This window comes from Pedobacter sp. WC2423 (assembly GCF_040822065.1).
GTDB lineage: Bacteria > Bacteroidota > Bacteroidia > Sphingobacteriales > Sphingobacteriaceae > Pedobacter.
In genome coordinates this window covers 3,681,544-3,699,426 of sequence record NZ_CP162005.1, presented here as the reverse complement: position 1 = coordinate 3,699,426, position 17,883 = coordinate 3,681,544, and the positions used below count along the sequence as shown (strand labels likewise).

The following is a 17,883-nucleotide window of genomic DNA, read 5'->3' as shown; positions in this document are numbered from 1 at the left end:
ATTGGTCGAGTTATTGTATAAAGTTGATTTAATTTTGAAGTGTATTTAATTATATACTTTATTAAAATCCCCTTATATCAATGATTAAAACATGCCTGGTCATCTTTCTTGTAATGCTCTCTACGCTTGCTTATTCCCAAAGTAATGGGGATTATTTATATAGTGTTGGTGTAAGAGGCTATAGTTACATGCAAATGCCCAAAATTATGAACCAGACTGCCGGAAACAGTTATGTAAATAGTGCATTTAATAGTTTTATACTAAAATTTAATGATAACCTGTTTAGTTACAGACTGAATGGAAGCTATATGAGCAGAAATGAGAGTTTTTCCAATAATTGTGAGAGCTGCGAAATTTTGACAGGAAAAATGAAAGACTATTCTTTTAAAGTTGGTTTTGAAAAGAATTTTAATTATTCAAAATTTCAGCCTTATTTTGCACTGGATTTGGGATACAGATCAAACAAGTTTGATGGAATTTCTACCAATATAAACCCTATATTAAATTCTCCATCTGATTTGGCGATGGCAATACCTCAAAATCAGGTAATCGCTACAAAAGAAGGATTTACCATTACACCTGTTCTGGGAATAAAAATTAATCCTGTTAAACAATTTTCTATCTTTGTGGAGACGAATCTGGAGTTCTATTATTCTTATGAGCGTCAGGAATCTGTACCTCAGGACGCATTAAATATACGTTCTCTGAATAAATTCCATAAAACAGAATATTTATTGAATCCTGTATCTGTAGGTATTCAATTTCACCTCGGGAGTAAAAATTAATGAAAAGAAATATTATCGTAATTGGCGGGAGCGGACAACTTGGGCAATGCCTGAATGAAGTTGTCTCAGGAAAAGAACAGTTATTTAACTACTTGTTTCTCTCAAAAAGTGACCTTGACTTCATCAATGCAGAAGATGTTGCAAAATTGTTTGAAGCACATAAACCATTATATTGTATTAACTGTGCTGCATATACAGCTGTAGATCAGGCAGAAGACGATCTGGACCGCGTTTTTGAGATCAACGAATTTGCTGTGAAAAGACTTGCAGAGATTTGTCTGGTGCATCAGACTACATTAATACATATCTCTACGGATTTTGTTTTTGATGGAAATTCAAACATTCCATTAAAAGAGGAGATGCCAGCCAGCCCTGTTAATGTTTATGGTTTGTCCAAGTTAAAAGGCGAGCAGGAAATTCAGGAAATCATGGACTCTTATTATATTATAAGAACGAGCTGGTTATACTCTGAAAAAGCTAATAATTTTGTGAAAACAATGTTAAAGCTGGCACAAAGTAAGGATCAGCTCAGTGTTATTTACGATCAGGTGGGTACACCAACTTATGCCATGGACCTGGCCAGGATGATTGTTCAGCTGATACAAAAAGAAACAAAGAATTTTGGGGTTTATCATTATAGTAATGAAGGTGTCGCCTCATGGTATGATTTCGCAAAAGCTGTTTTTGAATTTGCTGAAGTAGATATGACGGTTTTACCTGTACCTTCTTCTGCCTTTGTGACCAGGGCGAAAAGACCACATTACTCTGTGATGGACAAGACAAAAATTAAGGCAGTAATGGGCATTGAAATCCCTTATTGGAGAGATAGTTTAAATTTCTGTATACAAAATTTATAGGCCGTTTCAATTGTGATATATTTCTCAGTAATCAAATAATTCATTTATCTTTGACCCCTACATAAAAAAATAACCTAATGAAAGTTGCCCTAATTACCGGTGTTACAGGCCAGGATGGTGCCTATCTTGCAGAGTTCCTTTTAAAAAAGGGATACTTTGTTCATGGACTGAAGAGACGTTCTTCTTTGTTCAATACGGATAGGATTGATCATTTATATCAAGATCAACATGAACATGGGGTAAATTTTAAATTGCATTTTGGCGATCTCACAGATTCAACTAATCTGATTCGCATCATTCAGGAAACACAGCCGGACGAGATCTATAATCTGGCAGCGATGAGCCATGTGCAGGTGAGTTTCGAAATGCCTGAATACACTGCTAATGCTGATGGTTTAGGGACATTAAGGTTATTAGAGGCTATACGTATTCTTGGACTGGAAAAAAAGACCAGAATTTATCAAGCCTCTACTTCTGAATTATATGGTTTGGTACAAGCTGTACCTCAAAGTGAAAATACTCCGTTTTATCCAAGATCACCTTATGCAGTCGCTAAAATATACGGTTATTGGATCACTGTAAATTATAGAGAAGCTTATGGTATGTTCGCTTGTAACGGGATTTTGTTTAATCATGAAAGCCCGCTTAGAGGAGAGACTTTCGTGACGCGTAAAATTACAAGGGCTGCGACCAAAATTGCTCTGGGTTTGCAGAAATGCTTGTATCTGGGTAACCTTTCCGCACAAAGAGATTGGGGACATGCCAAGGATTATATCGAAGCGATGTGGCTGATTCTTCAACAGGAAAAAGCTGAAGATTTTGTAATTGCAACAGGAGTGACTACAACAGTTCGTGATTTCGTAAAGATGAGCTTCGCAGAATTAGGTATCGATATTGAGTTTAGTGGTAAAGATGAGCATGAGAAGGGGGTAATTATAGATATTGATCACGATCTTGTTTTATCTTTAGGTTTGAATGAGCTTTACCTGAAGCCGGGAACTACTGTAGTCAGTGTTGATCCGAAGTATTTCAGACCAACAGAAGTTGATCTTTTATTGGGTGACCCTACGAAATCTAAAACGCAGTTGGGCTGGGAACCAAAATATGATTTACCAATGCTGGTTAAAGAAATGGTTCATGCTGATTTACAATTGATGAAGAAAGACGCATATTTGAAGGATGGCGGTTTTAATACATTGAATCACTTCGAATAAGTATAAAAATATATTATTACAGGTTACCCTTATGAATGTTAAAAAGATAATAGCTGCATTACTGTTTGTGTTTTGTATCATAGTAAGTCAGCAGGGTTACGCACAGACCAACTATTCTGATGTAAAAGTTGATGAACTTACTGATACACAGGTGCGTCAGTTGATGCAGCGTTCAGAGGCTGCTGGTGGCGGTGACGGACAGATAGAACAAATGGCAGCTGCACAGGGCATGAAGCCCGAAGAAGTAGCCAAATTGAAAGTCCGTGTTGATAAGATCAGGAAAGCCGGTGGTGTTCCTGATGTAAAAGCAAATAATCAAAACCTCGGTGATGGAGCCGGAGAAGGAGCAGAAAGAAGTTATGATGGTGCTGATTCAACAAAAAACAAGAAAAACCTTCAGTCAGAGAAAGCCAGGTCAGAAATGAGAGATGCTTTCGGAGATCTGATCCCTAAGATTTTTGGTGCCGATTTATTTAGGAACAATGATATAAAGTTTGAGCCTAATTTAAGAATGGCCACTCCTAAAAGTTATGTTATCGGCCCGGATGATCAGTTGCTAATTGATCTGACAGGTGATAATGAGGCAAACTATAAGCTTCCTGTTAGTCCGGACGGAACCATCAGACTACAATATGTGGGACTGATTTCAGTGGGTGGGTTGTCTATCGAACAGGCAACATCGAAAATAAAATCCTTAATGTCGCGTACTTATCCCGGCTTAAAAAACGGGAGAACTAATGTAGCAGTAAATCTGGGAAACATAAGGAGCATAAAAATTACGATTCTTGGAGAGGTTGTGAAGCCGGGATCTTATACTTTATCCTCTCTGTCAACAGTCTTCAATGCTTTGAGCGCTTCAGGAGGGCCGAATCAAAATGGATCATTTAGAAATATACAGGTTATCCGCAATAATAAAATTGTAGCTGCAATTGATGTATATGATTTTCTGTTAAAAGGTCTTCAAGTTGGAAACATTCGTTTACAGGATCAGGATGTCATTAACATACCAGTTTACAGAACAAGGGTTGAAATGTCTGGTGAAGTGAAAAGGCCAGCTTTGTATGAGGTTTTAAGCAGAGAGACGCTGGAAGATCTGATTGGCTTTGCCGGTGGATTCTCCAATAAAGCATACACCGCAAAAATTAAGGTTTTACAAAATACCAATAAGGAAAGACGCATCACTGATATCAATGCTGATGATTTCAGCAAATATAATCCGTTGAATGGTGATAAATATGTTGTTGAGGCAATTTTAGATCGTTTTGCTAATCGGGTAGAGATTGCCGGAGCAGTATTCCGTCCAGGAATGTATGAGCTGGAAAAAGGCTTGACACTTAAACAATTAATTCAAAAAGCGGATGGTTTAAAGGAAGATGCATTTTTAAACAGGGGCTATATTTCCAGATTAAATTCGGATAACAGTCTTGCATTATTGTCTTTTGATGTGGATAAAGTTTCTAAAGGAACAGATCCTGATATCACTTTAAGAAGAGAAGATAAAGTTACGATCTCTTCTATTTTTGATTTAAGGGAAGAATATAAAGTTGATATTAAAGGTGAGGTAAGAAATCCTGGTACATTTGATTATGGCGATGGTATGACCCTGGAGGCCTTAATACAAATGGCCGGTGGTTTTAGAGAAGGCGCTACGCCGGGCCGCATAGAAATTGCCAGAAGAATAAAGAATAGTGATGCCAGTTCAATCTCGGCAAAAACTGCAGATATATTGAATGTAAATATCTCAAGAGATTTAAAAATTCAGGATTCGGCTTTTGTATTGCAGCCATTTGATATTGTCTCTGTCAGAAGTTCTGAGGGGTATCAGGTACAACAACAGGTTAGAATTGAAGGTGAGGTACTCTATCCGGGTATTTATACGATCACAAGAAAAGATGAACGTATTTCTGATGTGATTAAAAGAGCAGGTGGTCTGACCGTACTTTCGTTTGCTGAAGGTGCTTCGCTGAAAAGGCCGGGTCAGGAAAGTGTAAGAGATAAAAATGGAAAAATAATACCAGGTAATTCATCCGATAAAAATGCGATTGATAAGCAGGAAGAAGAGATGCAGAAGATGGCAAATTTAAAAAGGCTTCAGGGAGTTGGTGTTCAGGATACTGCTCAGCTTATTCAGGAAGTGAAGGTATTGGGTAGTGATTTAGTCGGAATAGATCTGGTAAAGATATTGAAAGACCCTGCCTCAAAATATGATTTACTACTGGAAGACGGAGATGTAATCAGGGTGCCTAAGCAGTTGCAAACTGTTAAAGTTACCGGAGAAGTATTAAGACCGACGAACATCGTTTACAGCCCGAATAAAAGCATGAAACAATATATTAATGGTGCTGGTGGATTTACTTATAATGCGAATAAAAAGAGCGCCTATATTCAATATGCTAATGGTTCAGTAGATGCTGGAAGTAAATTCCTATTCTTCAACAATTATCCGCGTGTTAAACCTGGTGCTGAGATTTTTGTACCTAAACGTGCTCCGAGAGAGAAGTTTGGTATTGCGGGTATATCTGCTGTTGCTGCTGCTTTGTCAGGTCTTATCACTGCATTGGTTGTGATTTTACGTTAATAGTGTTGGCTGAATTAATTCTGAAGTAGTTTATTGTTATTATTAATTGCTTGGAAAAGCGAAACATGGAAGAAAAAGCAATAGAAATAAAAAATGAAACTGACGAGATCTCATTAAAAGAACTCTCTGTTAAATTTGGAGAATGGTATCGGTACATCTTATCTAAATGGATGACTATTCTGGCTTTTGGGATTTTAGGCGGAATTTTAGGCTATACCTATGCCTGGTACAAGAAGCCTGTATATATAGCTACGACAACTTTTGTGCTGGATGATGCAGATAAAGGTGGTGGGCTTTCGCAATATGCCGGACTTGCTTCTATTGCAGGTTTTGATCTTGGGGGAAGTGGAGGAGGAATCTTTCAGGGCGATAATATTCTCGTTTTGTATAAATCCCGCAAAATGATAGAAAAAACTTTGCTGACTGAGGTGGAGTTTAATGGTAAAAAACAGACGCTGCTGGAAAAATATATTGAGTTTAAGAAACTCAGAGAAGGCTGGGCTAAAAACGAAAAGTTAAAAAACATTCAGTTTAAAACGACTTTAGGTCCTGAGTCTCAAAAAAATGGTTTTACCCGTTTACAGGATAGCATTCTCGGCAAGATAGTGGAAGATATCAGTGGTAATTTGCTGAATGTAAGTAAGCCGGATAAAAAACTGAGTATCATCCGTGCAGAAGTGACCACAACTGATGAAGACTTTTCCAAGGAGTTTAATGAACAGATTGTGAAAAATGTAAATGATTTTTATATAGAGACAAAGACGAAGAAATCTTTGGAAAGTATAAAGATTTTGCAACAAAAGACAGACTCTGTACGTTCTGCAATGAATGGTGCTATATATTCGGCGGTCAGTATAGCAGATGCAACGCCAAATTTAAATATTACCCGTCAGGTACAGCGTGTCGCTCCGGTTCAGAGATCTCAGATTTCAATTGAAACTAATAAGGCAATGTTAGGTGAGCTGGTGAAAAATCTGGAGCTTTCTAAAATTTCATTACGGAAAGAGGCGCCCCTGATCCAGGTCATTGACGAACCCGTTTTTCCATTGGAAAAACAAAGTTTTGGTAAATTAAAGGGTATTATTTTTGGTGGGATAATATTTGGCTTCTTAAGTTTAATAACCATCATTATAAAAAAGATAATTAAAGAAATTAGTTTATAGCAATAGTATTCAAATTAGTATATGTTAGATTTAAGTCATAAGAGTATTTTGATTACCGGCGGTACCGGTTCTCTGGGAAAAGCATTAACAAAAGAAATTTTAGCTAAACATCCTGAAGTGAGAAGAATAATTATCTTCTCCAGAGATGAGCAGAAACAGTTTCAAATGGCACAGGAATATCCTGAAAAGGACTTTCCGCAGTTAAGGTTCTTTATTGGAGATGTGAGGGATGAGCAAAGGTTAATCAGAGCTTTTAAAGGCGTTGATTTTGTAATCCATGCAGCCGCAATGAAACATGTTCCAATTGCAGAGTATAACCCTGACGAGTGTATTAAAACAAATGTTATGGGTGCACAGAATGTGATCCATGCTTGTTTTGAAACGAACGTGGAAAGAGTTGTTGCTTTATCAACTGATAAAGCTTGTGCTCCGATTAATTTATATGGCGCAACTAAACTGACTTCAGATAAATTATTTGTTGCAGCGAACAATATTAAAGGTGATAGCCCGATTGTTTTTTCTGTAGTACGTTACGGAAATGTAATGGGATCAAACGGATCAGTTATACCATTCTTCTTAAATAAAAAAGCTGAGGGTAAATTGCCTATTACTGATGCAAATATGACCCGTTTTAATATCTCTTTACAAGGTGGTGTTGATATGGTTATGCATGCATTGGATAATGCCTGGGGCGGTGAAATTTTTATTCCTAAAATCCCATCTTATAAAATTACAGATGTTGCTACTGCAATCGGACCGGATTGCGAACAGGTAATTGTGGGTATCCGTCCGGGAGAGAAGGTACATGAAGAAATGATTACGCCTTCTGATTCATTCTATACTTATGACTTAGGGAAGTATTATACGATTTTACCTGCAACACATAAATGGAGCCTGGAAGACTTTAAAAGTAAGTTTAATGCAGAACTGGTTCCTAATGGATTTGCTTATAATTCTGGTGATAATACAGAATGGGAGACGATTTCAACATTAAGAGCGTTAATTAAGGAACATGTTGATTTTAGTTTTGAAGCATAATGAATAGTAAACCAATTCCTTACGGCAGACAAAATATAACTCCTGAAGATATTCAGGTTGTTATTGATACGCTACAGTCAGATTATTTAACTCAGGGACCAAAAGTTCTTGAGTTTGAACAGCATTTCGCAGAATATATAGGTGTTAAATATGCCGTGGCTGTAGCTAATGGAACAGCAGCATTACATTTATGTACGCTGGCATTAGCTGTTACTGAAGGTGATAAAGTAATCACAACACCAATTACTTTTGCTGCATCAGCTAATTGTGTACGCTATTGTGGGGGAGAGGTGGTTTTCAGTGATATAGATCCTGAAACTTATTTGCTGGATATTCATAAGGTAAGAGCTTTATTGGAGGCGTCTCCTAAAGGCACTTATAAAGGGATTATTCCTGTTGATTTTGCTGGAAGGGCTGTAGATCTGGAAGCATTCAGAACACTGGCGGATGAATTTGGGTTATGGATTATAGAAGATGCCTGTCATGCTCCCGGAGGATTTTTTACTGACAGTAATAATGTGCAGCAAAATTGTGGTAATGGTAACTTTGCTGACCTGGCAATTTTCTCCTTCCACCCTGTAAAACATATTGCTTGCGGAGAAGGGGGAATGATCACTACCAATGATGAGAAACTTTATCAGAAACTTCTGCAATTAAGGACTCACGGTATTGTGAAGAAGGATGAGTTATATACCAATAGTAAAGACTTTGCCAATGGTCAGGATGGTGCTGCTGATTATCCGGGCTGGTATATGGAAATGCAGACTTTAGGATTTAATTACCGGATCACAGATTTTCAGGCAGCTTTAGGAACAAGCCAGTTAAAAAGGGCAGAAGCAGGATTAGTAAGAAGAAGAGAAATAGCTGACATATATGCGAAAGCATTCTCTGGTAAATCATTTTTAAATGGGCAATCAGGGGCAGTAACTGGTCATGCTTATCATTTGTATGTTTTAGAATCTAAAGACAGATTAGGGTTATACAACTATCTGAAAGCTAATAATATCTTTGCACAAGTACATTATATCCCCTGCCATCTGATGCCCTATTACAGAGAATCAGGCTGGAAAGAAGGGGATATGCCTTTGGCTGAGAACTACTATAAAGGATGTCTGAGTCTTCCCATGTATCCGACTTTAACTGCTGATGAACAGCAACTGGTAATCTCGCTAATCCTTAAATATTATGGAGAATAAAAAGCAAAAATTATTAAAGAAAAATATTGATGCAAGCTACAAATAAGATTGTATTGGGTACAGTCCAGTTTGGCCTTACCTATGGCATCAATAATACTTCGGGGAAACCCAATCAGGAAAAAGTAAATGAAATCTTAGCTACTGCTTATGATGCTGGTATCTGTTATCTGGATACGGCAGAAGCCTATGGCGATGCACATCAGGTTATAGGAGAGTTTCACAAAACACATCCTGATCAGATTTTTCACATTATCACTAAATTACCTCATAATCTTGAAGGTGATGTAGATCAAAAGATAGAAAAGTACCTGGTAGAATTAAATGTGAGTCAGCTGCATGCTATACTTTTCCATTCTTACCGGACTTACAAAGAAAATCAGCATATCATTCAATTGTTAAATACCTATAAGAAAGCAGGTAAGATTGAATATATAGGAGTGTCAGTTTATACAAATGAACAGATTGAGGATGTTATTGAAGATGATGAAATAGATCTGATCCAACTTCCTTTTAACCTGTTTGATAATCTTAATTTAAGAGAAGATACGCTAAAAAGAGCGAGAATGAAGGGTAAGATCGTTCATACGCGATCTGCTTTTTTACAAGGTTTGTTTTTCACTTCATTACAGACTGCAAATGAAACAGCCTTGTCTTTGGCAGCCGAACTTGAGTATATACGTGAATTGAGTAAGTCTTACCAGGTTTCATTGCCTAAAATGGCACTGAATTATTGTTTGCAGCAACCTGACATAGATAATGTGTTAATTGGTGTAGATAACCTGGAGCATCTCAATCAAAATATACTGGACGCAGACTATAGCTTATCTCAGAATCTTCTGAATGATATTAATACGATCATCGTCAAAGATGTTACTTTATTAAATCCTTCTTTATGGAACAGGTAAAAACATTACTAATTACGCAGGCGCGTACAGGCAGTACACGTCTGCCAGGAAAAGTCCTGATGAAAATAAACGGACAGGAGCTTTTAAAAATACACCTGGACCGGATAAAAAAATGCAGGCTCGTAGACAAAATCGTTGTCGCTACAACTATAGTTAAGGAAGATGATGTGATTTCATCATTGGCTGAACAATGGGGTATTCATTGCTCAAGAGGAGCTGTGGATGATGTACTGGATAGATTTTACCAGGCAGCAAAAGATATTAAGCCTGAGTGGGTTATTCGTGTTACTTCAGATTGTCCGTTAATTGATCCTGAACTGATAGATGCTGTAATTGCTTTAGCTCAGGTGAACCAGGCAGATTATTGTGCAAACATCCTGGTAGAGCAGTTCCCTGATGGACAGGATGTGGAAATATTTAAGTTTTCTGCACTGGAAAAAGCATGGATTGACGCACAGTTGAAATCAGAGAGAGAACATGTTACACCTTATATAAGAGCAAATTCAACTTACAATGGCGGTGAGTTATTCACTTCTGTAAATCTTCCCTGTGCACATGATTTTTCTGATGTACGGATGACTGTTGATGAACCCCGGGATTTTGAATTGATGGAAAAGCTGATCCATGATTTAGGGACTGCAGAATCCTGGTTAACCTATACAAAATACATTATCAAGAATAATCTCCATAAAATCAACGCTAATATCATAAGAAATGAAGGATTGTTAAAATCCTTGAAAAATGACTAATCACATGGGAAAAGGACAAGAGTTATATGAAAAAGCTAAAACATTGATACCTGGTGGTACAATGTTGTTATCCAAAAGACCTGAAATGTTTTTACCTGACCAGTGGCCGGCTTACTTTTCTAAAGCAAAAGGATGCAAAATATGGGATCTTGATGGTAAAGAATTGTTAGACATGTGTATCATGGGTATCGGAACCAATACACTGGGTTATGGTAATGATGAAGTTGATGCAGCTGTAATGGAAACTGTAAAAAGTGGAAATATGAGTACACTGAGCTGTCCTGAAGAAGTATATCTGGCAGAGAAGCTGGTAGAAATCAATCCATGGGCAGATATGGTAAGATTTGCAAGGAGTGGGGGCGAAGCGAATTCGATAGCGATACGTATCGCAAGAGCGGCCTCAGGTAAAGATAAAGTGGCTATTTGTGGTTACCATGGGTGGCATGACTGGTATTTGTCTGCAAACCTGAACGGTGGTGATGATTTATCCGGACATTTACTGCCTGGCTTAAACCCTAACGGGGTGCCAAAGAATTTGAAAAATACGGTTTATCCGTTTCACTATAATAACTATGAAGAGCTATTATCTATAGTAGAGAATAATGAAATTGGTGTGATCAAGATGGAAGTTGTACGTAACTTCGGTCCTGAAGATAATTTCCTGCAAAAAGTAAGAGACCTGGCAACAGCTAAAAATATTGTGCTGATTTTTGATGAGTGTACTTCAGGATTCAGAGAGACTTTTGGTGGTATATACAAAAAATATGGTGTAGAACCGGATATGGCAATGTACGGGAAAACTATCGGTAACGGATATGCTTTAACGGCCATCGTTGGAAGAAAATCTGTCATGGAAGCTACTCAGACTACCTTCATCAGCAGTACTTTCTGGACAGAGAGAATCGGCCCGACGGCTGCACTTGCAACTTTAAAAGTAATGGAACGCATTAAATCATGGGATATCATTACGGCAACCGGTAAAAAAATGCAGGCTGGCTGGACTACTCTGGCAGATACGCACGGTTTATCGATTACCCTGGCAGGAATACCCGCACTGACTACTTATAGTTTTAATAGCCAGAAGGCATTGGAATATAAAACGCTTGTGGCACAGGAAATGTTAAAGAAAGGAATTCTGGCCAGTACTAATTTCTATGCTTGTACGGAGCACAGTGATGAAATGCTGGAAACTTATTTCAATGCACTGGACGAGGTTTTTGCTAAGATTGCCCAGTGTGAAAAAGATATACTAAAGGTGGAAAGCCTTTTAGAAGGACCGGTTTGTCATTCAGGATTTAAGCGTTTAAATTAATTGGAAAGACCAGCTATATTTTTTAGGGTAGATGCGAATACTACCATTGGCCTTGGGCATGTAGTGCGTTGTATTGCCCTGGCTCAAATGCTGCAAAAGGAATTTACGATTACTTTTGCAGCCAGAGAGATTCCGGCTGGTACTGGCACTGATATTCAGCAGCTCGGTTTTAATCTTCTCCTTCTTGAAAATGAAGAGAATTTTATAGCCTTATTGAAGAAAAATGATATAGTGGTGCTGGATCATTATGGTCTGGATTCAGCTTATCAAAAATTGGTTAAAGACAAAGGATCAAGATTAGTTTGTATAGACGATTTACATGATAAAGAGTTTTTTGCAGATCTGATTATTAACCACGCACCGGGTATTGATGCTACTGACTATCACAGTAAACCTTATACCCAGTTTGCACTGGGATTGGATTATGTCTTGTTACGTCCGCCTTTTCTGAACAGTCCGGGTTTGAGCGAAGCAAAGCCTGATTCAGTTTTTGTTTGTTTTGGGGGAGCTGATCCAAAGAATATCACACAGCTGGTGACAGCTATTCTTAAGGATGATAAGCGGTTTAAAAGCATAACGATAGTTGCAGGGACTGCGTATCAGTATATGGATGAATTAAAGCTTTCTATTGCTGATGATCCGAGGTTCAACTTATTTCATTCCATTACACCTGAAGTCATGCGGGATTTAATGGCAGCGGCTGAATTAGCAATAGTTCCTGCCAGTGGTATTTTGCAGGAAGTGTTAGCTGCGGGCAGACAGGTAATCTCAGGCATGTATGTGGAGAACCAGAAGAATTTCTTCGAAAAATATAAGGCATTGGATTATTTCATATCTGCTGAATACTTTTCAAAAGAAGCCATTGTGAAGGCGGTAGATTTATTCTTTAAAAGCCCTGTTAAGCTTAATAAAAGGTTAGTAGATGGTAAATCAGGGATCAGGTTGCTGAAATATTTTAAGCAGTTTCAGACTGAGGATAAAGTTTTGCTCAGGGAAGCTTTGGAAAGTGATTTATTAAAGACTTTTGAATGGGCTGCCAATAGTGAAGTCAGAAGGTTCTCTTTTAATAAGGGCACAATTGATTTTGAAGGCCATAAAAAATGGTTTCTGGCTAAATTAAATGATAAACATTGTTTTTATTATTTGGGAGAGCTGGAGCAGAAAGTATTTGGATCAATAAGATTTGATATGGATGGAAATACGGCAAATATCAGTTACCTGGTAGATCCCGGTTTCCAGAACAGGGGTTTAGGTACTGTATTATTAAAAAAGGGATTGGATTTACTCCTGACACAATCAGATGAAAATATATCCACTATTTGTGGTGAAGTTTTGTCTGAAAACACAGCGTCAGTAAAGGTTTTCCAAAAGCTCGGTTATGGAGTAGAATTCAATTCGTCAACTAATTTTGTTAAATTTAGCAAGCGAATCCGGCCTTGATTCTTCGAACAGTTGCCGGGAAATATAAGGATACATTTTATTTAGTTAGGATTATAAATTAAGAGATGAAGATTGGATCACGTAATATAGGTGGCGATAGTTCTGTATTTATTATTGCAGAATTATCGGCAAATCATAATGGTAGTTTAGAGAATGCTTTAGAAACAATTAAAGCGGCAAAACGGGCGGGGGCAGATTGTATTAAATTACAAACTTATACGGCTGATACGATGACTATCAATTCCAAAAAGGATGATTTCAGGTTGAAACAGGGGACATTATGGGATGATAAATATTTTTATGACCTATACCTGGAGGCTTACACGCCCTGGGAATGGCATAAGCAATTATTTGAAGCTGCTGCTGCGGAGGGGCTGATTTGTTTTTCTTCTCCTTTTGATTTTACAGCCGTAGATTTATTAGAGGATTTAAATACACCTGCTTACAAGATAGCTTCTTTTGAGATTACAGATATTCCATTGATTGAATATGTGGCTTCTAAAGGTAAACCTGTTATTATATCTACAGGTATTGCCGAAATAGAAGATATAGAGCTGGCTCTGGATGCTTGTAAGCGTATGGGAAATACAGACATTGCTTTATTAAAATGTACATCGAGCTATCCTGCACCTATTGAAGAAGCCAATTTAATCATGATCAAAGATCTTGCAGATCGCTTTGGTGTGATTTCTGGATTATCAGATCATACAATGGGCAGCACAGGTCCGGTTGTAGCTACTGTACTGGGTGCAAAAATAATAGAAAAACACTTTATTCTGGATCGTGCAATAGGTGGTCCTGACGCTTCATTTTCTATGAATGAGCAGGAATTTACCGACATGGTTAAAGCAGTAAGAGAAGCTGAAAAAGCAGTGGGTACTATAGATTATTCACTGACAGATAAACAACAAAAAGGAAGAGAATTCTGCCGTTCTCTGTATGTGGTTAAAGATATGAAAGTGGGAGAGGAAATAACGAAGGAAAACGTTCGCTCTATACGTCCTGGTTATGGCATGCATCCTAAGTTCTATAATGAAATAATGGGTGCTAAAGTCAAAACTGATATCAGTGTTGGAACTGCGTTAAGCTGGGAATTGATATGATGCCTACCGTTTTATTCTTCGCAAGAGACTATCAGGCAAAATTATTCCCTTTATTAAAGTCGGACAAATATAAATCGCTGTATGTAGTCCTGAACAGAAGAGAGAAAGAGGTAGTAAGTGCAAATGGTGGTGAAGACATTATTTGTTTAGAAGAAGAATTTGATTCTTTATCAGCAGACGGGGAATTAAATTCTTATCTGGAATATTCTTTTGGCTGTGACCGGAATTACGTAGGCCTGAATTTGCAGGAGCGGGAAACTATCCTTAAAAAATCGATCTCTTTCTGGAGAAATATTCTGGAGAAATATAAACCCTCACTGATTATCAATGAAACAGTAGCTATTGAGCTTTCTGAGGTGCTCGCTATTGAAGCAAAGGCCAAAGGAATTAAATATATGTCCTGGATGAGTTTTCCAAAGCAAGGAACGTTTTATTGGCAGAAAAGCCCTTATCACAATTCTATGAAGGAAACTCTGGAAACTATAGTTCCTTCGGAAACCGAGCTTAAAGAAGCAACATCTTTTGTTCAGGGACTGCGTGATGGACTTGAACGACCGTTTTATGTAAAAGCCAAAAGTACGAGGTATTCTTTCCTTAAGTTTTCCAAAAATATATGGACAGCGATGCTGGAAGTCTCTTTGATGACTAAAGTGCCAAAGCTTAAACGAAGAATGGCCTATGGTGCCAGTCTGAATACAAGTTTGTGGAATATTAAGCTTTTCTTATTATCGGTATTTACATGGACTAATAAATATGATAATATAGCAGATAGTGAAGGCAGAGAGCTTATCTTTTATCCTTTGCATTTTGAACCAGAGGCTGTTCTTTTTTATATGGCCTATTATTTCGATAATCAGGTTTCTGTAATTGAAAACACCTTGAAATGTTTGAGTCAGGATCAGATTCTTGTAATTAAGGAACATCCTCAGCAAACAGGAGTTTTGCTTGAAAAAAGATTTCGCAATATTAAGAAACGGTATCCGAACCTGATCTTTATTAAGGGAGAAGAGCCTACAACTGAGATTTTGGGAAAATGCAGTGTGATTATTACATTAGGTAGTACTGCTGGTTTTGAAGCCCTGTCTTTAGGCAAAAAAGTGATTAACCTGGGAAGAGTATTTTATGATGCTTTTGATGGTGTTAATAATTGTAAATCTTTCAAAGAGGTTTATGACTTGCTTAGAGGGAATGTTCCTTTTAATACCTCATCTGCCTTTGATTATTTTGTTGCGAAGATGTTAAATTACATCAAACCTGGTAATCCTTTCCCTCATGCGGGAGTTTATAGTGCCGAAAATGTTGCTGCAATTAAAAATGCCATAGAAGATGAGCTTATTAGACAAGATAAGTAGCCTGATACCGTATTTGCTTAATCTGATCCGGGTTTTTTACGTGAAATGTTTGCTTAAGGATAGATTTTCTGTCGGAAAAATTCCTCAGTTAAAAAATACGTCAAGGATAAATATATTCGATAAAAACGGAAGAATCGCAATTGGAGATTACTTTTCTATGGGGTATAATACTGAATTATATGCCTGGAAGGAAAAAATACACATAGGCTCAGGAACTTCCTTGAATGATAATTGTAAGATTTATGGAAATGTATCTATAGGTTCAAATTGCCTGTTTGCGTCCGAAATTTTTATTTCCTCAGGTACGCATACCTTTGCTCATTTACCAGCTTTACCTATTAAGGCACAAGATAAATTAGTTTCAAGCAGTAAGGCGATTGTCATAGAGGATGATTGCTGGATTGGCTTTGGAGTCGTTATCATGCCCGGGGTTTATATTGGAAAGGGTGCGGTTATCGGATCAAATTCTGTAGTTACAAAAAATGTATTTCCATATACTATTTTTGGTGGTGTTCCTGGAAAAGAGATAGGAAAACGACTTGATTTTAATGAATCCTTCAGGGAAATAAAATCTGCCGTAGCCGAACACTGGCCTTTCTTTTACAGAGGATGTAATTACCGGCAGTTTGAAATTCAGGATAGTTTGAATGCTGGTCTGGAGCTGGAAGCAGTTTCCATGTTTTTATTTACAAAATCACCGGATAGAAAATTGAAAATAGCAGGTTTTTGTGCTCAGAAAATGCTTGTAAGCATTTTTCTTAATGCAGAAGCTGGTGCAGAGTTACAACTTGAAGCGGGGCCATTTGAGTTAGAGGTGAAGCTGGAAAATGCTAAAAGCAATGTTCCGGACGGATTCAGTCAGCTCTCCCCGGAGATCAAAGAAAAATTTAATGTTATTACCCTTCAGGCAGACCAGATAAATGGATCAGCAGCCTCTAAATACATATGGAAAATAAATTCAGCAGGCTTACAGCTTTAATAACCAGTCCTAAGTCTAAATTTGTAATAATTACATTTGTAGTTAGTGCCATCGGATTCTTTAAGAGTTTCATTTTACTGAAAATCTTCGATTTCGAAAAATTAGGTATCATTGCGTTATCACAAACAGTGACAACAACAATTTCTCTGCTGCAAATAGGTGCGGTGACCGGAGCATACAGGTTATTTTCTTACAAAAGAGAAAATATTTTAAAGCGGGTAAACGCTGCATTACTGATGTTTTTTGTATTCCTTACTATTCTGCTTTGTATTGCAGGGGTTGTTGTAGATTTTTTTTACGATACAGGAATAAGTACCTCAATTCTTTTCCTCCTGATTATTATAGGAGTTACTTCATTATATTCAAATTGGGTAACCTGTAAACTGCTGGGAACAAAGAATATCTTCATTCTGAATAAGGCTCAGCTGAGTTCAGCGATAGTTTCTTTTGTAATTACATTCCTTGCCAAGTGGATAGGCTTACCAGCTGTGCTGGCGGGATTATTAATACAGCCATTGATCATTATCGGAGTTGCTTATTTAATTGTTCCTGGTTTAATACCAGGAATTAGTTTCCTGAGTTTTAAAAAGTACATACTGAAAATCATCTCTCTTGGATTTGTCCCTTACCTGACAACGGGGCTGACTTTATTTAATTCTCAACTGGGAAGATGGGTGATTACTTTTAGTTTAGGAACCGTTATTCTGGGTAAAACATTTCTGATTACACTATTCGTTTCTCTGGTGAGTGTTTTCCCGGGCGCAGTGAGTAATCTCTTTTTTCCCTCGATCATTGAAAAATATGAGTTAAATCTGAAAGCTGATCTGAAAGCCACTTTAAAAAGGCAATATCTTATTTTGGGTGGATATTATCTTTTGGTAATGCTGGCAACAATTTTGTTGGCCAATACAATGGTCAGGATATTCTTACCGAAACATATTGAATCGGTTTATCTGATTTATACTATATTTCCATCATTGTTGTTTCTTCATTTGAGCGGACCAGCTATAACTTTCTTTAATGCAGCGAAGAAATTCAGATTAATATTATTTGGTAGTCTTATTTCGGTTTTTACTTACGTAGGTCTGTTATCTTTGTATGTAATACTTGAAAAACCATCTCTGGGCGGCTTTTTTATTATTGAAAGTATTAGCGCCTTCTTTTTCTTTATTTTTAACAGTTATTATTTTAACAAATTAAACAAATCTTAAT

At 37.4% G+C, this 17,883-nt stretch carries 15 protein-coding genes; all 15 read left to right on the top strand.

From position 1 onward, the window contains the following. Positions 1–80: 80 nt before the first annotated feature. Complete coding sequence (locus tag AB3G38_RS15205) at positions 81–785, top strand: hypothetical protein (RefSeq protein ID WP_367864725.1); 705 nt, start codon at positions 81–83, stop codon at positions 783–785. Further along, positions 785–1,642 (top strand): dTDP-4-dehydrorhamnose reductase, encoded by an 858-nt coding sequence (gene rfbD / locus AB3G38_RS15200; RefSeq protein WP_367864724.1) that lies wholly within the window; start codon positions 785–787, stop codon positions 1,640–1,642. Before AB3G38_RS15205 ends, rfbD begins: the two co-directional genes overlap by 1 nt. A gap of 77 nt (positions 1,643–1,719) precedes the next feature. Further along, positions 1,720–2,856 carry a GDP-mannose 4,6-dehydratase gene (gmd, locus tag AB3G38_RS15195; RefSeq protein ID WP_367864723.1) on the top strand — a complete coding sequence of 379 codons (1,137 nt, stop codon included), beginning with the start codon at positions 1,720–1,722 and terminating at the stop codon, positions 2,854–2,856. A 31-nt stretch (positions 2,857–2,887) separates the two neighbouring features. Then, entirely contained in the window at positions 2,888–5,434 is a 2,547-nt protein-coding gene (locus AB3G38_RS15190; RefSeq protein WP_367864722.1) for an SLBB domain-containing protein, read from the top strand. Positions 5,435–5,499: 65 nt separating this feature from the next. Then, entirely contained in the window at positions 5,500–6,597 is a 1,098-nt protein-coding gene (locus AB3G38_RS15185) for a lipopolysaccharide biosynthesis protein (RefSeq protein WP_367864721.1), read from the top strand. Between the two features lie 21 nt (positions 6,598–6,618). Continuing rightward, positions 6,619–7,635, top strand: a complete 1,017-nt coding sequence (gene pseB / locus AB3G38_RS15180; RefSeq protein WP_367864720.1) for a UDP-N-acetylglucosamine 4,6-dehydratase (inverting) — start codon at positions 6,619–6,621, stop codon at positions 7,633–7,635. Beyond that, entirely contained in the window at positions 7,635–8,831 is a 1,197-nt protein-coding gene (gene pseC / locus AB3G38_RS15175; RefSeq protein ID WP_367864719.1) for a UDP-4-amino-4,6-dideoxy-N-acetyl-beta-L-altrosamine transaminase, read from the top strand. Before pseB ends, pseC begins: the two co-directional genes overlap by 1 nt. A 29-nt stretch (positions 8,832–8,860) precedes the next feature. Then, the gene (locus AB3G38_RS15170; protein WP_367864718.1) at positions 8,861–9,736 is read left to right on the top strand and encodes an aldo/keto reductase; all 876 of its coding nucleotides are present in this window, start codon (positions 8,861–8,863) and stop codon (positions 9,734–9,736) included. Then, positions 9,724–10,485: an NTP transferase domain-containing protein gene (locus AB3G38_RS15165; RefSeq protein ID WP_367864717.1), complete on the top strand. Its 762-nt coding sequence runs from the start codon at positions 9,724–9,726 to the stop codon at positions 10,483–10,485. The genes AB3G38_RS15170 and AB3G38_RS15165 overlap by 13 nt, the downstream gene beginning before the upstream one ends. Further along, the gene (locus AB3G38_RS15160) at positions 10,478–11,797 is read left to right on the top strand and encodes an aminotransferase class III-fold pyridoxal phosphate-dependent enzyme (protein WP_367864716.1); all 1,320 of its coding nucleotides are present in this window, start codon (positions 10,478–10,480) and stop codon (positions 11,795–11,797) included. Before AB3G38_RS15165 ends, AB3G38_RS15160 begins: the two co-directional genes overlap by 8 nt. Continuing rightward, the gene (pseG, locus tag AB3G38_RS15155; RefSeq protein WP_367864715.1) at positions 11,798–13,237 is read left to right on the top strand and encodes a UDP-2,4-diacetamido-2,4,6-trideoxy-beta-L-altropyranose hydrolase; all 1,440 of its coding nucleotides are present in this window, start codon (positions 11,798–11,800) and stop codon (positions 13,235–13,237) included. A gap of 65 nt (positions 13,238–13,302) precedes the next feature. Continuing rightward, positions 13,303–14,340 (top strand): pseudaminic acid synthase, encoded by a 1,038-nt coding sequence (pseI, locus tag AB3G38_RS15150; RefSeq protein WP_367864714.1) that lies wholly within the window; start codon positions 13,303–13,305, stop codon positions 14,338–14,340. Beyond that, positions 14,337–15,692, top strand: a complete 1,356-nt coding sequence (locus AB3G38_RS15145; protein WP_367864713.1) for a hypothetical protein — start codon at positions 14,337–14,339, stop codon at positions 15,690–15,692. The genes pseI and AB3G38_RS15145 overlap by 4 nt, the downstream gene beginning before the upstream one ends. Beyond that, the gene (locus AB3G38_RS15140; RefSeq protein WP_367864712.1) at positions 15,667–16,671 is read left to right on the top strand and encodes a DapH/DapD/GlmU-related protein; all 1,005 of its coding nucleotides are present in this window, start codon (positions 15,667–15,669) and stop codon (positions 16,669–16,671) included. Before AB3G38_RS15145 ends, AB3G38_RS15140 begins: the two co-directional genes overlap by 26 nt. Next, on the top strand, positions 16,638–17,882 hold the full coding sequence (locus tag AB3G38_RS15135; RefSeq protein ID WP_367864711.1) for a hypothetical protein: 1,245 nt from the start codon (positions 16,638–16,640) through the stop codon (positions 17,880–17,882). Before AB3G38_RS15140 ends, AB3G38_RS15135 begins: the two co-directional genes overlap by 34 nt. Position 17,883: the final 1 nt, after the last annotated feature.

Excerpts from the sequence above, each read along its gene's own strand:
- AB3G38_RS15205 (WP_367864725.1), top strand. The coding sequence starts at position 81 with ATGATTAAAACATGCCTGGTCATCTTTCTTGTAATGCTCTCTACGCTT.
- rfbD (WP_367864724.1), top strand. The coding sequence starts at position 785 with ATGAAAAGAAATATTATCGTAATTGGCGGGAGCGGACAACTTGGGCAA.
- gmd (WP_367864723.1), top strand. The coding sequence starts at position 1,720 with ATGAAAGTTGCCCTAATTACCGGTGTTACAGGCCAGGATGGTGCCTAT.
- AB3G38_RS15190 (WP_367864722.1), top strand. The coding sequence starts at position 2,888 with ATGAATGTTAAAAAGATAATAGCTGCATTACTGTTTGTGTTTTGTATC.
- AB3G38_RS15185 (WP_367864721.1), top strand. The coding sequence starts at position 5,500 with ATGGAAGAAAAAGCAATAGAAATAAAAAATGAAACTGACGAGATCTCA.
- pseB (WP_367864720.1), top strand. The coding sequence starts at position 6,619 with ATGTTAGATTTAAGTCATAAGAGTATTTTGATTACCGGCGGTACCGGT.
- pseC (WP_367864719.1), top strand. The coding sequence starts at position 7,635 with ATGAATAGTAAACCAATTCCTTACGGCAGACAAAATATAACTCCTGAA.
- AB3G38_RS15170 (WP_367864718.1), top strand. The coding sequence starts at position 8,861 with ATGCAAGCTACAAATAAGATTGTATTGGGTACAGTCCAGTTTGGCCTT.
- AB3G38_RS15165 (WP_367864717.1), top strand. The coding sequence starts at position 9,724 with ATGGAACAGGTAAAAACATTACTAATTACGCAGGCGCGTACAGGCAGT.
- AB3G38_RS15160 (WP_367864716.1), top strand. The coding sequence starts at position 10,478 with ATGACTAATCACATGGGAAAAGGACAAGAGTTATATGAAAAAGCTAAA.
- pseI (WP_367864714.1), top strand. The coding sequence starts at position 13,303 with ATGAAGATTGGATCACGTAATATAGGTGGCGATAGTTCTGTATTTATT.
- AB3G38_RS15145 (WP_367864713.1), top strand. The coding sequence starts at position 14,337 with ATGATGCCTACCGTTTTATTCTTCGCAAGAGACTATCAGGCAAAATTA.
- AB3G38_RS15140 (WP_367864712.1), top strand. The coding sequence starts at position 15,667 with ATGAGCTTATTAGACAAGATAAGTAGCCTGATACCGTATTTGCTTAAT.
- AB3G38_RS15135 (WP_367864711.1), top strand. The coding sequence starts at position 16,638 with ATGGAAAATAAATTCAGCAGGCTTACAGCTTTAATAACCAGTCCTAAG.